This window comes from Ferrovibrio sp. (assembly GCF_019636075.1).
In the GTDB taxonomy this organism is placed as follows: Bacteria; Pseudomonadota; Alphaproteobacteria; order Ferrovibrionales; family Ferrovibrionaceae; genus Ferrovibrio.
The window spans coordinates 36,774-56,943 of record NZ_JAHBYG010000025.1; the positions used below are offsets into that span (position 1 = coordinate 36,774).

5 protein-coding genes are annotated in these 20,170 nt (G+C 62.3%); all 5 read left to right on the forward strand.

All coding sequences use genetic code 11. The features are described 5' to 3' along the window. The first annotated feature begins 92 nt into the window (after positions 1-92). On the forward strand, positions 93-1,238 hold the full coding sequence (locus tag KF827_RS11855; RefSeq protein WP_291005426.1) for a lipid A deacylase LpxR family protein: 1,146 nt from the start codon (positions 93-95) through the stop codon (positions 1,236-1,238). Positions 1,239-1,444: 206 nt separating this feature from the next. Next, the gene (locus KF827_RS11860) at positions 1,445-3,295 is read left to right on the forward strand and encodes a type I secretion system permease/ATPase (RefSeq protein ID WP_291005429.1); all 1,851 of its coding nucleotides are present in this window, start codon (positions 1,445-1,447) and stop codon (positions 3,293-3,295) included. Further along, positions 3,292-4,710: an HlyD family type I secretion periplasmic adaptor subunit gene (locus KF827_RS11865; RefSeq protein WP_291005432.1), complete on the forward strand. Its 1,419-nt coding sequence runs from the start codon at positions 3,292-3,294 to the stop codon at positions 4,708-4,710. Before KF827_RS11860 ends, KF827_RS11865 begins: the two co-directional genes overlap by 4 nt. 369 nt (positions 4,711-5,079) lie before the next feature. Beyond that, positions 5,080-14,649 carry a hypothetical protein gene (locus KF827_RS11870; protein ID WP_291005434.1) on the forward strand — a complete coding sequence of 3,190 codons (9,570 nt, stop codon included), beginning with the start codon at positions 5,080-5,082 and terminating at the stop codon, positions 14,647-14,649. Positions 14,650-14,895: 246 nt separating this feature from the next. Then, a partial coding sequence (locus KF827_RS11875) for a tetratricopeptide repeat protein (protein ID WP_291005442.1) occupies positions 14,896-20,170 on the forward strand: 5,275 nt, incomplete at its 3' end.

Consider the following 20,170-nt stretch of genomic DNA (forward strand, 5'->3'; position numbering starts at 1 on the left):
GCCGCCCTGGTTCGCCAGGGCGGCTTTTTCGTTACCAGATTTGAACGAATCCTGCCGTATCTTTGCCATGATTGCTTGGGTATAAAGCGGCCATGACGCAGTTTTCGATACAGCGCTATTCCATCCTGTTTGGGGCGGCCTTGCTGGCCTTGCCGATGGCATCGTTGCCGGCTTGGGGCCAGCAGGCCGATAAAACCGAGCAGAAACCGGCTGCCGAGGCGGCCAATACATCCGCGCGCTCCGAGGCACCGGCGGCACCGGAAGCACCGGCGGCATCGGAAGCAGCGCCGGCACCGGCCATTCCGCCGCCGCCCAAGCGCGGTACCCTCAGCTTCCTGTTGGAAAACGACCTGTTCACCAATACCGACCGGCATTACACCAATGGTGTTCACATGTCGTGGCTCACCGCGCCTGAGGGGCAGCCTGGCGGTACGCCGGGCTGGGCGGCTGAGGCCGCGCGCATGTTGCCGCTGCTGGAAAAGTCGCCCGATATCCGGGTGGAACTGGCGCTGGGCCAGAGCATGTATACCCCGCGCGACATCACCCTGGTGAATCCGCCGCCCGAGGACCGGCCCTATGCCGGTTGGCTTTATGGCACCCTGGGGGTGATCGCCGATACCGAGCGGCATCTCGATCAGGTGCAGATCGGCTTGGGCATTGTCGGCCCGGCCTCGCTGGCCGAGCAGTCGCAGAAAACCGTGCACGAGATCATCAACTCGCGCGAACCCAAGGGCTGGGACAGCCAGCTCAAGACCGAGCCGACCTTGCAATTCACCTATCAGCGCAGTTGGCGCCATCGCTCCAAGCAGGCCATCCTGGGCCTGGATTTCGATGCCGTGCCGCATGCCGGCGTGAATTTGGGCAACGCCCTTACTTACGCTAATTCTGGTGTAATGCTGCGCGTGGGCCACAACATACCGGTGGATTACGGTCCGCCAAGGGTGCAGCCCAGCCTGCCGGGATCGGGCTATTTTCAGCCCACCGGGCCTTGGGGTTTCTACCTGTTCGCCGGCGTGGATGGCCGGGCGGTGGGGCGCAACATGTTCCTGGATGGCAACACGTTTGCCGATAGTCGCAGCGTGGACAAGAAGACTTTCGTGGGCGATTTGCAGTTTGGCGCCGCGCTCTATATCAGCAATGTGCGCTTCGCCTATACCCATGTGGTGCGCAGCCGTGAATTCGAGACGCAGGAACAGGCCGATCGTTTCGGTGCCCTCAGCGTGTCGATGCAATTCTGATCGCAAGCCCGCGCCGCGCAGTAGTTGGCGGCCCGCTTACTGGGCAGAATTTGCCCAGTAAATTACTGAAAAGGCTTAACTTGCCTTTAAGATTCACCGTGGTGTTATGTCAGGGGTCGTATAGTGCTTGCTGAGAAAAAGCAGGCATTCGCGCCCCCGCCGCCTGAAAGGCGGTTGCGATATGATGGAGAAACCACGTTGCGCCGATGAAGCCTCGTCCGCCTTCCGCCCTACGCACTGCCTTCCTGCTCTGCGCGAGTTATGTCGTCGCAGCGGGCGCGTTCAGCCTGGTGATCAACCTGCTGAACCTGGTGCAGCCGCTATACATGATGCAGGTCTTCGACCGCGTGCTGTCGAATGGCAGCATCAGCACGTTGATCATGCTCACGATGGCTTGTGTGGTGGCGCTGTTGGTGTTGGCGCTGATCGACGACGTGCGTTCCCGCATCCTGATCGGTTGGGGCATCCGCATCGATGCGATGCTGTCGGCCAAGCTGATGGCGGTGGAGGTGGAGCGCAGCAGCCAGTTGCGGTCTGCCGCACCCGGCCAGACCCTGCGCGATCTCGACAAGCTGCGCCAGGTAGTGACCGGCAGCGGCACGATTGCTTTTCTCGATCTGCTGTGGACGCCGGTTTACATGGGCATCTGCTTCCTGTTGCACCCGTTGCTGGGCATCGTTGCCCTGAGCGGCGCCGGGCTGCTGCTGCTGCTGGCGATCGGCAACCAGTTCTTCGTCACCAAGCCCACCGCCGAGGCGATGGGCCATGCCCAGAAAAGCTACCGCCTCACCGAAGGCAGCCTGCGCAATGCCGAGGCCGTGCAGGCCATGGGCCTGTTGCCAGGCCTGTTGCGCCTCTGGCGCACCGAACGGTTGGCTTTCCTCAATCGCCAGGCGGTTGCCAGCCGCCGCAGTGCCGGCTTCATGGCCGCCATCCGTTTTCTGCGTACCGGTTTGCAGGTGGCCATCCTTGCCGTTGGCGCCTGGTTGAGCGTGCGGCAGGAAATCAGCCCCGGTGCCATGTATGCCGCCATGCTGCTGGGCGGCCGCGGCGTGCAGCCGGTCGATCAGGTGGTGGGCGTGTGGGGCCAGCTTGTGGAAGCGTTCAGCGCCGCCAAGCGCGTGGATGAAGCGCTGGCCCAGCCGCTGCGCCAACAGCAGATGCAATTGCCGGATCCGGAAGGCAACCTCTCGGCCGAAGGCATCACGTTTGCCGCACCCAATACCGAAGTGGCGATCCTGCGTGGCATCAGTTTCCAGCTGCCGGCTGGCGAAAGCCTCGGCGTGATCGGCCCAACGGCTTCGGGCAAATCCACGCTGGCGCGGTTGCTGGTTGGCGTGTGGCGGCCCTATAGCGGCGTGGTGCGGCTGGATGGCGCCGATGTGTTCGGCTGGGACCGCGAGGATTTCGGCCGCCATGTCGGCTATCTGCCGCAGGATATCGAACTGTTCTCCGGCAGTGTGCGCGACAACATCGCCCGCTTCCAGGAATGCGAACCCTCAGCCGTGGTGCGGGCCGCCAAGCTGGTGGGTATCCACGACATGATCCTGCGTCTGCCCAAGGGCTATGATACCGAGATCGGCGAGGGCGGGGCGGTGTTGTCTGGCGGCCAACGCCAGCGCATCGGTCTGGCGCGGGCGATTTTCGGCGATCCCAAGCTGGTAGTGTTGGATGAACCCAATTCCAATCTGGATGGCCAGGGTGAGGAAGCATTGCGCCAGGTGCTGCTGCATCTGAAGCGCGAACGCGTGACCGTGGTGATCATCGCCCATCGTCCCAGCATGTTGGTGACGGTGGATAAGATCATGGTGATCCGCAACGGCCTGATCGAGCGTATGGGCCCCACCTCGCAGATCATGGCGGCTTTCGCGCCAAACGCGCCGCAATTGCGCGTGGTGCAGGGCGGCCAGGCACAGCAGGCGCCCAATCAACAGCTTTCGGGCCAACAGGCAGCGCAGATTGCGGCGCAACAGGCTGCTCCGGTTTCAGGCCAGGCTCCTCAGGCAGCGGCGAAGGCCGCCGATGCCGAGCCTATCGATGCCGCAGCGAAGGGATGAGCGCCGTGGCAAAAAACCGCGACAAGCTGCCCCAGACCGTTGAATTGCGGCCCCGGCCCCTGCAGATGGCGACCACGCCGGGCAAGCCGGCGCGGCGCGGCGGCGTGCCCGATCTTGCCGATCCGGCAGAGAATGACGGCGCCACCGCGTCGATCCGCTTCGGCGTGTTCATCCTGCTGCTGTTTGTCGGCCTTACCGGCTTCTGGCTCTACACCGCGCCGCTGGACAGCGCTGCCATCGCGCAGGGCATCGTGAAGGTGGAGGGCAATCGCAAGACCATCCAGCATGTGGATGGCGGCGTGGTGCGCGAATTGAATGTACGTGAAGGCGATTTGGTGAAGCGCGGGCAATTGCTGGTGCGGCTGGATAGCGTGCAGGCGCAATCGGCGGTCGGCATTTTCGCTTCGCAATACGATACGCTGCGCATCCAGGAGGCGCGCTTGCGTGCCGAGCGCGATGGTTTACCTGCGGTGCAATTCCCGCCCGAACTGCTTGCCAATGCCGATAACAGCATCGTTGCCGAAGCGATCCGCGGCGAAACGCAATTGTTCAATGCCCGTCGCGTGGCACAGGAAGCGCAGATTTCGGTGCTGCGCCAGCAGATACTGCAGCTCAATGAACAATCGCGCGGTCTGGCGGCGCAATCGCAGGCGCTCGAGCGTCAGATGCAGCTGGTCAATGAAGAACTGAGCGGTACGCGCGAATTGTATGAACGCGGCTATGCGCCGAAAACCCGCGTATTGGCGCTGGAACGTGCGATGGCTGCGATCGGCGGCCAGGTTGCCGAATATCGCGGCTCGGTGGGTCGCGTGCGTTATGCCGTGGCACAGGCCGAGGCCCAGATGGAGCAGCTGCGCCGCGACAGGCTTTCGCAGGTCTCGGCGGAACTGAACAGCGTGCAAGCCCGCATCGCCGATGCCGGCGAGCGCCTGACGGCTGCCAAGGATGCCCTCGAGCGGACCGAAATCCGGGCGCCGGAAACCGGCTATGTGGTGGGTCTTACCGCCTTCACCGTGGGCGGCGTGATCAATAAGGGCGAGAAGATTCTGGAAATCGTGCCGGAAGGATCGGAAATGCTGATCGAAGCCCGGTTGCGGCCCGAGGATGCCAAGGATGTGCATGAAGGCATGCGCACCGAATTGCACCTTCTCGCTTATAAGTCGCGCGGAATCCCAATCATACACGGAACCATCCTTACCCGTTCAGCAGACCGCCTTACCGACCCGCGTACTGGCGAAGGTTTCTTCTCCATCCAGGTAGAGCCGGACCGCAAAGAGCTGGATGCCATTGAAGGGATCAAGTTGGCCCCTGGTATGCCTGTGGATGTATTAGTTCCGACTGGTTCTCGCACTGCGTTGGAATACCTCATCGAACCGCTGCTCGGAGCGGCCCGGAAGTCCTTCAAGGAAAGATGAATTTATGATTAATATCAAATACTTGAGGTTCCCTCCGGCGAGATGCGACGATGATCGTCACATTTTGAATGAATTTTTCTTGATCGTAACGAGTCCTTAGCAGATTGCTGATTGACTCTTGCCGTACGGGCATGTAGTCGTTGAAAACCCTCGGAGTGTTCTGCCTGGAGTCTATGTCAAGGCATATGACCCGCACCATTCCGGCCTAAAGTTGGGGCAAAAGGGTTAGGGGATTGAAATCGGATAGTGGCCAAATGTTCGGCCAACGGTCCATCGGATTAAGCTTACCGGGGAAAAACCCGGACTTTGACGCTCTGTGTATACCAGGCGAAGCCTGGTTGGGGGCATCTCAGAAGGAGAGGATGCGTCATGACCATCAATATTACGCTGGGTAACGGCGACAACAACGCTACCTTTAGCGGCTTCGGCACCCTTTCAACCGGCACTGGCCAAGACACCATCACCGTTACCGGTGGCATCACCAATGCCGTGGTCAACCTCGGCGATGGCGACGATAGCCTCACCCTTGCCAATGCCGCCAACAGCCTGACTGCTTCGAATGTTGAGACCCTGATCGGCGGTTCTGGCGCCGATACGGTCACCATCAGCGGTTCGCTCTCCTCCTCGGCTTCCATCGATCTTGGCGACGGCAAGGACAAGCTCACTCTCGGCGATAGCGGTTACACCCTCACGCTGTCCAACCTCGAGAGCCTGACATCCGGCACTGGCGCCGACAGCATCACCTTCGCCACCGCCGTCACCGGCGGCAGCATCGTGCTCGGCGCGGGCAATGACGAACTCTTCCTGGCCGATGGCACCAACTCCGTCACCGTTTCCGGCGCCGAAAGCGTCACTGGCGGTACTGGCGACGACACCATCACGCTCTCTGCCGCGGTCACCGGCGGCGATTACGAAATGGGCGACGGCAACGACAGCCTGACGCTCGCCAACGGCACCAACAGCCTCACTATCAGCAATGTCGAAACCCTGACCGGCGGCACCGGCGCCGACGCCGTCACCCTCGACACCACGATCAGCGGCACCGTCAATCTCGGCACCGGCAACGACAGCCTGACCCTGGCCGATGGCGGCAACACCCTCACTGCCGGCGGCATCGAAACCCTGACCGGCGGCACTGGCGCCGATATCGTCACCTACACCACCGCGGTCACCAACGCGAAGATCGATCTGGGCGACGATTCCGACAAGCTGGTGCTGGCCAATGGCAATAACAGCCTCACCGCCACCAACGTTGAGACCCTGACCGCTGGCAGCGGCAACGACACTGTCACGCTGGGCTCCACCATCGATTCCTCGGCGTCCATCGATCTGGGCGCCGGCAAAGACAAGATCACCTTGGCCGATGGCGGCAACGTAGCCGTTCTGACCAATGTTGAATCCGTCACTGGCGGCACCGGCGCCGACGAAGTCACCCTCACCACCACGGTGTCGGGCGGTCTGGTCAGCCTGGGCGATGGCAACGACAGCCTGCAACTGGCCGATGGCGGCAACAGCCTTACCGTCACCAATGTTGAATCCGTCGTAGGCGGCACCGGCGCGGATAACGTCACCCTGGGCAGCACTCTGCCTTCCACTGCTTCGGTGGATCTGGGCGATGGCGCCGATACCCTGACTCTGTTCAACGGCCCGAACAACCTGACCATCACCAACGTCGAAACCGTGATCGGCGGTTCGGCGGCCGACGAACTCACCATGTCGGGCACCGTGTCCGGCGTGCTGTTCACCCTGGGCGGCGGCGACGACAAGCTGCATCTGGCCGATGGCGGCAACACCCTGTCTGCCAATTCGGTGGAAACCATCACCGGCGGCACCGGCGACGATCTGATCACCTATACCGCCGCGCAGGCCAAGGCCTCTGTCGATCTGGGCGATGGCTCCGATGGCGTTACCCTTGCCAACGGCACCAACAATTTCACCTTCACCAACGTGGAAACCATCACCGGCGGCACCGGCGCGGATACCGTCACGCTGGGCTCCACCATCGATTCTTCGGCGTCCATCGATCTGGGCGATGGCAAGGACAAGCTGACCCTGGCCGATGGCGGCAACGTCGCCAATATCGCCAACGTGGAAAGCGTTGTCGGCGGCTCGGGCGCCGATGAAGTCACGCTCACCACCACCATTTCGGGCGGCAGCGTCGAACTCGGCGCCGGCTCCGACAGCCTGCAGTTGGCCAATGGCGGCAACAGCCTCACCGTCGGCAATGTGGAAACCATCTCCGGCGGCACCGGCGCCGATGCGGTCACTCTCACCAATGTTGCCAACACCGTCACGGTCACCAATATCGAGACCCTGACCGGCGGCACCAATGCCGATACCGTCACGCTCGGCGACACGGTCGCCAATGCCAATATCAATCTGGCCGCTGGCTCCGATAGCCTGCAACTGGCCGATGGCGGCAACACGCTCACCGCGTCCAATATCGAAACCATCACCGGCGGCGCCGGCGACGACACGGTCACTCTGGGTGCGGCTGCGGTCGGCAGCAAGGTCGATCTGGGCGATGGCTCGGATAAGCTGGTGCTGGCCAATGGCACCAACAGCCTCACTGTCAGCAATGTCGAAACCCTGACCGGCGGCACCGGTGCCGATACCGTTACTCTGGGCGGCACCATCGACTCCTCCGCTGCCATTGATCTGGGCGACGGCAAGGACAGCTTGAAGCTGGCCGATGGCGGCAACGAAGCGCTGCTGGCCAATGTGGAAACCGTCACTGGCGGTTCGGGTGCGGATAACGTCACCCTCAGCGCTGCGTTGACCGGCGGCACTGTCGATCTGGCGGCTGGCTCCGACAGCCTGACCCTGGCCAACGGCACCAACAGCCTGACGGTTGCTAATACCGAAACCATCACCGGCGGCACTGGCGCAGACACCATCACCCTGAGCGCGACGATTGACTCGTCCAGCGCGATTGATCTGGGCGATGGTGTGGATACCGTTGTGCTGGCCAATGGCGCGAATACCGCCACGCTGACCAATGTTGAAAACGTCACTGGCGGCACTGGCGCCGATGCCATCACCTTCGACACCACCGTCTCCGGCGGTAATGTCAATCTGGGTGCGGGCAATGACAGCCTGACCCTGGCCGATGGCGGCAACAGCCTCACGGTCACCAACACCGAAACCGTCACCGGCGGCACCGGCGATGACACCGTCACCCTGGGTGCGGCTGCCACCGGCACGCTGACCAACATCGATCTCGGCGATGGCTCGGACAAATTGGTTCTGGCCAACGGTGCCAACACCCTGACTGTCGGCAATGTGGAAACCCTGACCGGCGGCACCGGCAACGACACCGTCACGCTCTCGACCACCATCGACTCTTCGGCCGAAATCGACCTCGGCGCCGGCAAGGACAGCCTGAAGCTGGCCGATGGCGGCAACGAAGCCGTGTTGGCGAATGTGGAAACCGTCACTGGCGGCACCGGCAATGATGTCGTCACGCTCAGCACCACCGTCTCCGGCGGCCTGGTTTCGCTCGGCGCGGGCGATGACCAGCTCAATCTGGCCGATGGCGGCAACAGCCTCACCGTCACCAATGTCGAAACCGTTGTGGGCGGCACGGGCGACGATAACGTCACCCTGGGCAGCACTTTGCCCTCCACCGCTTCGGTGGATCTGGGCGACGGCAACGATACGCTGACGCTGTTCAATGGCCCGAACAACCTGACCATCACCAATGTCGAGACCGTGATCGGCGGCTCGGGCAACGACGAACTCACCATGTCGGGCACTGTGTCGGGCGTGCTGTTCTCGCTCGGCGCCGGCAATGATCAGTTGCATCTCGCTGATGGCGGCAACAGCCTGTCGGCCAATTCGGTTGAAACCATCACGGGCGGCACCGGCGACGACACTGTGGTGTTGACCGGCGTTGCCACCGGCACCAATAACAGCGTCGATCTGGGCGATGGTTCGGATAAGCTGGTACTGGCCAATGGCGCCAATGTGCTCACCGTCAGCAATGTCGAAACCCTGACCGGTGGTACGGGCGCTGACACGATCACGCTCGGCAGCACCATCGACTCTTCCGCCGCTATCGACCTTGGCGACGGCAAGGACAAGCTGACTCTGGCCAATGGCGGCAACGAAGCGTTGCTGACGAACGTGGAAACCATTGTCGGCGGTTCTGGTGCCGATCTGGTGACCCTGACGGCGGCAGCCACCGGCGTGACCATCGACCTGGATGGCGGCTCCGACAGCCTGACCCTGGCCAGCGGCACCAACAGCCTGACGGTTTCCAACACCGAAACCATCACGGGCGGCACTGGCGCAGACACGGTCACGCTCGGTTCCACCATCGATAGCTCGTCCAGCATCGATCTGGGCGATGGCGTGGATACCGTTGTGCTGGCCAATGGCGCGAATACCGCGACGCTGACCAATGTTGAAAACGTCACCGGCGGCACTGGCGCCGATGCCATCACCTTCGACACCACGGTGTCCGGCGGTAATGTCAATCTGGGTGCCGGCAACGACAGCCTGACCCTGGCCGATGGCGGCAACAGCCTCACGGTCACCAACACCGAAACCGTCACTGGCGGCACCGGCGATGACACCATCACCCTGGGTGCGGCCGTCACCGGCACGCTGACCAACATCGATCTCGGGGATGGCAGCGACAAGCTGGTTCTGGCCAATGGCAGCAATGTGCTGACCGTCAGTAATGTGGAAACCCTGACCGGCGGCACCGGCAACGATACCGTCACCCTGGGCGCCACTGTGGATAGCAGCGCGTCCATCGATCTGGGCGATGGCAAGGATAGCCTGAAGCTGGCCGATGGCGGCAATGAAGCCCTGCTGGCGAATATCGAAACCGTGACCGGCGGCTCGGGCGACGACGTTGTCACCCTCAGCGGCGCAATCACCGGCGGCAGCATCAATCTTGATGGCGGTTCCGACAGCCTGACGCTGGCCAATGGCACCAACAGCCTGACGGTTTCCAACACCGAAACCATCACGGGCGGCACTGGCGCCGACACGATCACGCTCGGTTCCACCATTGATAGCTCGTCCAGCATCGATCTGGGCGATGGCAACGATGCAATCGTTCTGGCCAATGGCGCCAACACCGCCACGCTGACCAATGTGGAAACCGTTACTGGCGGCACTGGCGCGGATGCCATCACGTTCGGCACCACCGTGTCGAATGCCAGTGTCAATCTCGGCGCCGGCAATGACAGCCTGACGCTCGCCGATGGAGGCAACACGCTCACTGTGGGCAATGTGGAAACCGTCACCGGCGGTACCGGCGACGACCATGTGACCCTGGCTGCGGCCGTCACCGGCACGCTGACCAACATCGATCTGGGCGATGGCAGCGACAGCCTGACCCTGGCCAATGGCAACAACACCCTGACGGTCACCAATGTGGAGACCATCACCGGCGGCACCGGCACCGATACCGTCACCCTGGGCGGCACCATCGACAGCTCGGCGGCCATCGATCTGGGCGCCGGCAAGGATAAGCTGATCCTGGCCGATGGCGGCAACGAGGCTCTGCTGAGCAACGTTGAAAGCGTGGTTGGCGGTTCCGGCGACGATGTTGTCACCCTCTCGGCCGCGATCACTGGCGCCAATGTCGACCTGATGGGCGGCAATGACAGCCTGACCCTGGCCAACGGCACCAACAGCATCACCGTTGCCAATACCGAAACCATCACCGGCGGCACCGGCTCGGATACCATCACCCTGGCGGCCACCATCGGCTCCTCGGCGGTGATCGATCTGGGTGATGGCGCCGACAGCCTCGTGCTGGCCAATGGCGGCAACACCGCCACGCTGACCAATGTGGAAAGCGTCACCGGCGGCACTGGCGCCGATGCCATCACCTTCGACACCACGGTGTCGGGCGGCAACGTCAATCTGGGCACCGGCAACGACAGCCTGACCCTGGCCGATGGCGGCAACAGCCTCACCGTTACGGCGGTGGAAACCGTTACCGGCGGCACCGGCGATGATACCGTCACCATCGGTGCGGCCATCACCAATGCGCATGTCGACCTGGGCGATGGCAGCGACAAGCTGACGCTCGCCAATGGCAGCAACACGCTGACGGTTGCCAATGTGGAAACCCTGATCGGCGGTACCGGTGCCGACACCGTTACCCTGAGCGGCACTGTCGACAGCAGCAGCGTGATCGATCTGGGCGCCGGCACCGACAAGCTGACCCTGGCCGATGGCGGCAATGTGGCCATGCTGGCCAATGTGGAAACCGTCATTGGCGGCAGCGGCGCGGATGAGGTTACCCTCACCACCGTGGTCACCAACGGCACCGTCAACCTGGGGGCGGGCAACGACATCCTCACCCTGGAGGACGGCAACAACAAGCTGACGGTTGCCAATGCCGAAACCATCATGGGCGGCACCGGCAACGACACCGTCACCCTGGCCAGCACCCTGCCGGGCACCTCGCTGATCGATCTCGGCGATGGCAACGATACGCTGGTGCTGTTCAACGGCCAGAACAACTTCACCATCACCAACGTTGAGAACGTGATCGGCGGCACCAACGACGATACCGTTGTGCTCTCCGAGGCGGTGACCGGTGCGGTGTTCGATCTCGGCGTGGGCAAGGATAGCCTGACGCTCGCCGATGGCACCAACACGCTGACCGTGTCCAACACCGAAACCGTCACTGGCGGCACCGGCGACGACACCGTGACCGTGGGCGCGGCCATCACCGGCACCCTCACGCATTTCGATCTGGGCGATGGCAGCGACAAGCTGACTCTGTTCAACGGCAGCAACACGCTGACGGTGAGCAATGTCGAAACCCTGATCGGTGGCACCGGTGCCGATACCGTCACCCTGGGCAGCACGGTGGATAGCTCCACCTCGGTTGATCTGGGCGCCGGCAAGGACAAGCTGACCCTGGCCGATGGCGGCAACACGATCGGCCTGACCAACGTGGAAACCATCGTTGGTGGTTCGGGCGACGATGTCGTTACCCTGACCGCGGCAGCCACTGGTGTGGTTGTGGATCTGGCTGGCGGCAATGACAGCCTGACCCTGGCCAATGGTGTGAACACCCTGACGGTCTCCAACACCGAGACCATCACCGGCGGCACCGGCAACGATACCATCACGCTGGGCGCCGCGATCGGCACCTCGTCCGTGATCGACCTGGGCGATGGCAACGATGCGATCATCCTGGCCAATGTCGCCAACACAGCCACGCTGACCAATGTGGAAACCGTCACTGGCGGCACCGCCAATGATGCGATCACCCTGTCCACCACCGTGGCGGGCGGCAGCGTCAACCTGGGCACCGGCAAGGACAGCCTCACGCTGGCCGATGGCGGCAACAGCCTGACGGTTGGCAACACCGAAACCATCACTGGTGGCACCGGCGACGACACCATCACCCTGGCCGGCATTGCCGATAAGGCCACGATCGACCTGGGCGATGGCAGCGACAAACTGACGCTGGCCAATGGCGCCAACATACTGACCGCCGCCAATGTGGAAACCCTGGTGGGTGGCACCGGCGCGGACACCGTTACCCTGAGCGGCACGATCGACAGCAACAGCTCGATCGATCTGGGCGCAGGCACCGACAAGCTGACCCTGGCCGATGGCGGCAACGAAGCCATCATCAACAACGTCGAAACCATCGTTGGTGGTTCCGGCAACGACCTGATCACGCTTGGTCAGGCCATGGCCTCGGGCAACATCAACCTGGGGGCCGGCGACGACAGCCTGACCCTGGCCAACGGCGTCAATAACCTGACGGTTTCCAACGTCGAAACCCTGACCGGTGGTACGGGCGCCGACACCATCACGCTGAGCGGCACCACCGCCGGCATGGAGATCGATCTGGGCGATGGCAACGACAGCCTCAAGCTGGCGGCCGGTGCCAACGTGCTGACGATCACCAATGTGGAAACCATCACCGGCAGCACCGGCAACGACACTGTCACGCTCAGCACCACCATGTCTGGCGGCACGGTGAACCTGGGCGCCGGCAACGACAAGCTGACCCTGGCCGATGGCGGCAACACACTGACCGTGGGCTCGGTGGAAACCCTGCTTGGCGGCGCTGGCAAGGATGTGATCACGCTGAATGCCGCGATCAGCAATAGCGTTATCGACCTGGGCGACGATGCGGAAGATACCCTGGTTCTGTTCAACGGTTCGAACAGCGCCACGGTGAGCAACGTTGAAAGCCTGGTTGGCGGCACCGGTGCGGATATTATCACCCTGGGCAGCACCATCGACAGCAGCGCTTCCATCGATCTGGGCGCCGGCTCCGACAAGCTGACCCTGGCCAATGGCGGCAATGCCGGCACGATCAGCAACGTTGAAACCATCATCGGCGGCACTGGCGCCGACGAGATCACGCTGGGCGCGGTGGTGACGAAGGGCAACTTCGACTTCGGCGCCGACAACGACAGCCTGACGCTCGCCAACGGCGCCAATACGCTGACCATCGCCAATATCGAAACCGTGACCGGCGGCACCGGGGCCGACAACATCACCTTCAGTGCTGCTGTCGCTGCGGCCACGCTGGATCTGGGCGATGGCGCCGACAAGATCACGATGAGCAATGGCGGTGGCATCATCACCATCACCAACGTGGAATCGGTGGTCGGCGGCTCCGGCGCGGATGAGGTCACCCTCACCACCGGCGTCACCAGCGGCAGCTTCCTGCTCGGCGCGGGTAACGACAAGCTGGTTCTGGCCAACGCGATCAACTCGCTGGTTGCCAGCGGCGTGGAAACCCTGATCGGCGGTTCGGCTGCCGATACGGTCACCTTCTCCGCCGCCATCGCCAATGGCCATGTCGATCTCGGCGACGATGCCGACAAGCTGATCCTGTTCAACGGCACCAACAATCTCACGATTGCCAATGTCGAGACCCTGGTTGGCGGCACCGGCGCAGACACCATCACCCTGCTCACCACGATCGACACCATCAACCTGGGTGCCGGCGCGGATAAGCTGATCCTGGCCAATGCGGCCAACACCATGACGCTGACTGGCGTCGAGACGGTGGTAGGCACCGGCAGCAATGCCGACGACATCACCTTCAGCGGTGCGATCAGCAAGGGCAGTGTCGATCTGGGTGCGGGCAACGATATCGTCACGCTGGGTAACGGCACCAACTCGCTCACCATCACCAACGTTGAAACCATCGTTGGTGTGAGCGGCGCCGACACCATCACACTTGGCAATGCGGCCACCGGCATCAGCATCGATCTGGGCGGCAACAACGACAAGCTGATCCTGGCTTCCGGCGGCAACACCCTGACGCTGACCAATATCGAGACCATCACCGGCAATAGCGGCGCCGACATCATCACCATCGATGGTGCCGCCAATGCCATCACGGTGGATCTGGGTACTGGCGCCGACAAGTTGGTGCTCGACGATGCCAGCAACATCGTGTTCGTCTCCAATGTCGAAACGGTGCTGGGCGGTTCGCAGGACGACACCATCACGGTCAGCGGCACTCAGAACAGCACCATCGACGGCGGTGCGGGCGACGACTACATCGTGGGTGGCACGGCGGCCGAAACCATCATCGGCGGCACCGGCAACAACACGGTCACCGGCGGCGGCGGCGCGGATCGCTTCGTGTTCAACACGGCGGATCCCAGCTCGTTCACTGCGGTGCTGGATATGGGCGGTGTCGACAAGATCGCGCTGGATACGGCAGGCAATTCCACCTTCACCGGTGATGCCTTCACCCTGGCTGGCGCTCTGCAGAACAACGTCAACATCAAGGCTGTGGCCGATGGTGTGGCGCTGTCAGCCACCGATCTGGGCCAGGCGGGCTTCGCCTACGACCAGAGCAGCGGCAACCTGTATTTCGACAGCGATGGCAATTTCGGCTCTGGCTCGGTGTTGATTGGCAATATCACCACCAATGGCAGCACACCCTGGACCTACAACTTCAGTCAGATCCAGGAAGTCTGATCCCGATCATCAGCTTAAACCGGCGGGGCGGCCCAAAAGGCCGCCCCGTTTCGTTTCGTCCGGTCTGGTAACGGTTGGGTAAGAATGCCGGGAAATACTCTGGCGGCGGATTCCGTTCCCGTGCCGGGAATGGCATTATACCCGCCGGCTTGGCCGAATCATGATTATGGCTTTGGCTGACCGAGGCTGCCTTAGGGTTTGGCCAGCGGAAACGGCCAACAAGAATGCGGCCAACAGGAAAAGGGAATGGCGAAGGCGGCGGTTAATGTGAAATCCCAGGCGGCAAGCCCGGAAGCCGCCGTGGCTGCATTCCAGCGTGGCGCCTATGAGGAAGCCGAGCGGCTTTGCCGTGCGTTGCTGGCCCAGGCGCCTGAAGAGCCCGGCTTGTTGCAATTGCTGGGGCTGGCAGCTTTCCGTCGCGGGCAATTGATCGAGGCTGAGGGCGCGCTCGCCAAGGCCGCCAAATTTGCACAGAATTCCCCTGAAATTCATGCCAACCATGGCGCTGTACTGCGCGCCCAGGGCCGTTTGCCCGAAGCCGAGGCGGCCAACCGCCGTGCCATCGCGCTGAAACCGGATTTCCCCGAAGCGCAGCATAACCTGGGCAATGCGTTGCGCGAACAGGGCAAGTTCGCCGAGGCCGAGGCCGCCTTCCGCAAAGCGGTGGAGCTGCGCGCTGATTTTGCCGATGCGTGGCTTAGCCTGGGCCGGTTGCTGCAGTTGATCGGCCGTTTGGCGGAATCCGAAACGGTGCTGCGCAAGGTATTGGAACTGCGGCCCGATCACGCCGACACCCATAGCGACCTGGGCAATACCTTGATGGGGCTGGATCGCTTGCAGGAAGCCGAGGCGAGTTTCCGTAAGGCGCTGGAATTGCGGCCCAACAGCCACGAAGCCTCGATCAACCTGGCGGCCCTGTTGCTGCGCGGTGGTCGGCCGCAGGATGCCGAAACCTATGCCCGCCGCTCCCTGGCGCTGAAGCCCGATCTGCATCAGGGCTTCAACAATCTGGCCATTGCGTTGGAGGATCAGGGCCGGCTGGATGAAGCCACCGGGGTGTTCCGTCAGGCTTTGAAGCTGAAGCCCGATTACGCCTCGGGCCATAGCAGCCTGCTATTCTGCCTGAATTATCGCCATGATCTGTCGGCCGAGGATATCGCCGCTGAATACCGTGCCTGGGACGACCAGCATGGCAAGCCGCTATTGCCGCGCCCCCTGGTGCATCCCAACGAGCCGAGCAAGACCCGCAAGCTGCGCATTGGCTATGTCTCGCCCGATCTGCGGCAACATGCGGTGGCTTTGTTTTTCGAGCCGCTGCTGGCCAATCATGATCGCGAGGCCTACGAGATTTTTCTCTATGCCGAGGTGCCCAATCCCGATGCCATGACGCAGAAGCTGCGCGGCATGGCCGATCATTGGCGCTTCACCGTGGGCCTCACCGATGATCGCATGGCCGCGCTGATCCGGCATGACAAGATCGACATCCTGATCGATCTGGCCGGCCACACTGCTGGCAACCGGCTCACGGTTTTTGCCCGCAAGCCGGCGCCGGTGCAATTCTCCTATCTGATCGGTCATGGCACCACCACCGGGCTTTCCGCCATCGATGGATTTTTCTCAGACGATTACATGGTGCCGCCCGACGAAGCTTCGGAGGCGCTGTTCTCCGAACGCATTATCCGCATCGGCCGCTCGCCGCTGGTCTACCAGCCGCCAGACGACATGCCGGCTGTCGGCTCGCTGCCCATGGAGCGCAACAAGTTCGTCACCTTCGGCTGTTTCAGCCGCACCGTGCGCATCAATGATGACGTAACGGCGCTGTGGTCTGCCTTGCTGGCCAGTGTGCCGGATTCCATTCTGGTGCTGAACAGCAAGCCATTCGCAGAAGCTGCTACCCGGCGCATGTTCGAGGATCGCTTCTATGTGCATGGCATTGCGCCCGAGCGCCTGAAGCTGATCTATACCAGCCCGCAGCCCAATACCTGGGCGTATTACAACGAGATCGATATCGCGTTGGATCCGTTTCCGCATAATGCGGGCACCACCACGATAGAGGCTTTGTGGATGGGCGTGCCGGTACTCAGCCTGGCATGCAGGCCCAGCGTGGGCCGCTTCGGCGCCAGCATCCTCGGTGCGTTGGGCATGCAGGATTGGGTGGCCGAAACCCCGGATGATTACATTGCCATCGGCGAAAAATGGGCCAACGACAAGAAAGGCCTCGCCAAGCTGCGCAAGGGTTTGCGCGGCAAGTTCCAAGCCTCTGCCATGCGCGATGGCCCTGGCTTGGCGCGAGCCATCGAAAAGGGCTTCCGCCAGCTTTGGGATGAATGGTGCGACAGGCAGGTAGATCAACCGCAGACGATTGCCGCCGCCAAACCGCTGGCCTATTCCGATGTCGTGGCGGCTTTCAATGCCGGCGACCGCGCGGGTGCGCGGCGTATCTGCGAAGCTCTGCTGGAGCAACAGCCCAACAATGCCGATGCGCTCCAGGCCATGGGCGTGATGTGCTGCGAATCCAAGGATTACCAGGATGCGTTGAAATGGCTGTCGCGCGCCGTGGCGATCAACCCCAATCTGCCGGAATACTGGTCGTCGTTGGGCGTGGTGGCGCGCGCCTTGAAGATGCATGGCGATTCCGAAACCTTCTACCGCAAGGCCATTGCGCTGAAACCGGAATTTCCCGAGGCGCATAATAATCTGGGCAATGCGCTGCGCGACCAGGGCAAGCTGAAAGAGGCCGAAGCAGCGCTTCGTCAGGCGATTGCACTGAAGCCGGATTTCGAGGATGCGCAGGTCAATCTCGGCTTGGTGCTGCTGGCCCGCGAACGTTATGAGGAAGCCGAAGGGGTTCTGCGTCGCGCGCTGGAGCTCAATCCCAACCGTTCCGATATCCATGATGCATTGGCACTGATGCTGATGCGCCGGGGCTATCTCATCGAGGCGGAAAAATACTGCCGCAGCGCGCTGAAATTACGCCCCGATCATCCAGCCACTCTCGGCACATTGGGTATCGTGCTGGAGGATCAGGGCCGGCATGACGAAGCCCATGCCGCTTTGCGCCGCGCTGTCACCATCGCGCCGGGCGATCTGGCTGTATCCAGCAGTTTGCTGTTCTGTCAGAACTATCGCCCCGATGCCACGGCGGAAGAAGTGTTCGCCGAATACAAGCGGTGGGATGAGCGCCATGGCAAGCCGCATCTGCCGGTGCCGCTGGTGCATGCCAATGCGCCGGATCCCAGACGCAAGCTGCGGGTCGGCTATGTCTCGCCGGATCTGCGCCAGCATGTAGTGGCGCTGTTCTTCGAACCGCTGTTGACCAATCACAATCGCGATAAGTTTGAGATCTATCTCTACGGCGAAGTGCCCAATCCCGATGCGATGACCGCGCGCTTCCAGAAGCTGGCCGATGGCTGGCGCAGCACGGTTGGCAAGAGCGACGATGATGTGGCCGCGCAAATTCGGGCAGACGGCATCGATATCCTGATCGATCTGGCCGGCCATACCGCCGGCAATCGCCTCACCATGTTTGCGCGCAAGCCGGCGCCGGTGCAATTCTCATATCTGATCGGCCATGGCACCACCACCGGGCTTTCCGCCATCGACGGTTTTCTGGCCGATGCCGCGATGGTGCCGGAAGGCTTCGATCATCTGTTCAGCGAGCGTGTTGTGCGCTTGCCGCGTTCGCCGCTGGTTTATATGGCGCCTGCCGCGATGCCGGCCGTGGGGCCGCTGCCGGCTGCACGCAAGCGACGCAAAAAACCGGTCGGCGTTACATTCGGCTGTTTCAGCCGCACGGTGCGCCTGAACGATCATGTGATCGATGTCTGGGCGAATATGCTCAAGGCGATTCCGGATTCGCGTCTGGTGTTGAATTCCAAGCCCTTCACCGATGAAGGTGTGCGCAAGATATTCACCGATCGGTTTGCCGCTCGTGGCGTTGCGGCGGAGCGACTGGATTTGATCTACACCCATCCGCAATCCAAGACCTGGGCGCATTACAACGAGATCGACATCGCGCTTGACCCGTTTCCGCATAATGCGGGCACCACCACGATCGAGGCTTTGTGGATGGGCGTGCCGGTGATCAGCCTGGCGGGGCGGCCCAGTGTGGGCCGTTTCGGTGCCAGCATTCTAGGCGCCTTGGGGATGAGCGACTGGGTGGCCAATACCGGCGATGAATATGTCGAGATCGCCAAGCGCTGGGCCAATGATCTTGATGCTTTGGCGGAGGTGCGCAGCACCCTGCGCAGCCGCTTTGAAGCCTCGCCGATGCGCGATGGCGCTTCGCTGGCCCGCGCTATCGAGGATGCCTATCAGGATTTCTGGCAGCAATGGTGCGCAAAAACCACCGGCGGCAATGCGGTGGCCTCCAATGCGGCGCCGGCATCGGCTGTGGCATCGGCGGCTGCCGGCAATCATTTCGCCGAAGCCGTGCAGGCCTTTCAGGCCGGTAAACTCGATCAGGCCGAACAGCATGCCAATGCATTGTTGCAGCATGATCCCAATAATTCCGATGCCATGCATATCCTTGGCCTGGTGGCCTATCGCCGCCGGCAATGGCAGAAGGCTGCCGATCTGATCGGCCAGGCCGTGAAGCTGCAGCCCAATGCCGCCGAATTGCGCTGGAATCGCGCAGGTGCGTTACGCCAGCTCGGCTTGCTGGAAGAAGCCGAGGCCGAATGCCGCAAGGCTGTGGAGCTTTCGCCCAATTCCGCCGAGGCCCGCAACAACCTGGCGAATACGCTCAAGGATCGTGGCCGCCTGCCAGAGGCCGAGCAGCAATTCCGCGAGGCGGTGCGCCTGCGGCCGCAATATCCTCATGGCTGGTCCAATCTCGGCAATGTGCTGTTTGCCATGGGGCGGTTCGTCGAGGCCGAGGAATCCTGTCGCAAGGCGATCCAACTCGATCCGCGCAATGTTGATTCCCACAACAATCTGGGGAATGCTTTGCTGGGGCAGGAGAGGCTGGAAGAGGCCTCGGCGGAATTCCGCAATGTGCTGGCGATCAATCCCGATTATGTGCTCAGCCACAGCAATCTTCTGTTCTGCCTGAATTACCGTGCGGATATCGGTCCGGATGAAATCCGTGAAGAATACAAAAGCTGGGATGCCCGCCATGGCCGGCCGAAGCTGCCCAACCCGCTGATACACGGCAACGACCGCACACCGGATCGCCGTTTGAAGATTGGCTATGTGTCGCCGGATTTCCGGCATCATGCCGTGGCGATGTTCTTCGAGCCATTGCTGGTGTCTCGGGACCGGGATGCTTTCGAAGTCTATCTGTATGGCGAAGTGGCGAATCCGGATGCGACCACCCAGCGGCTGCGCGGCCTGGCGGATCATTGGCGCGGCACGGTTGGCCGGAGCGATGATGAAGTAGCCGCCCAAATCCGTGCCGATGGCATCGATATCCTGGTGGACCTGGCCGGGCATACGGCGGGCAACCGGCTGCCGGTCTTTGCCCGCAAGCCGGCGCCTGTGCAATTCGCCTATCTGATCGGGCAGGGTACGACCACGGGTC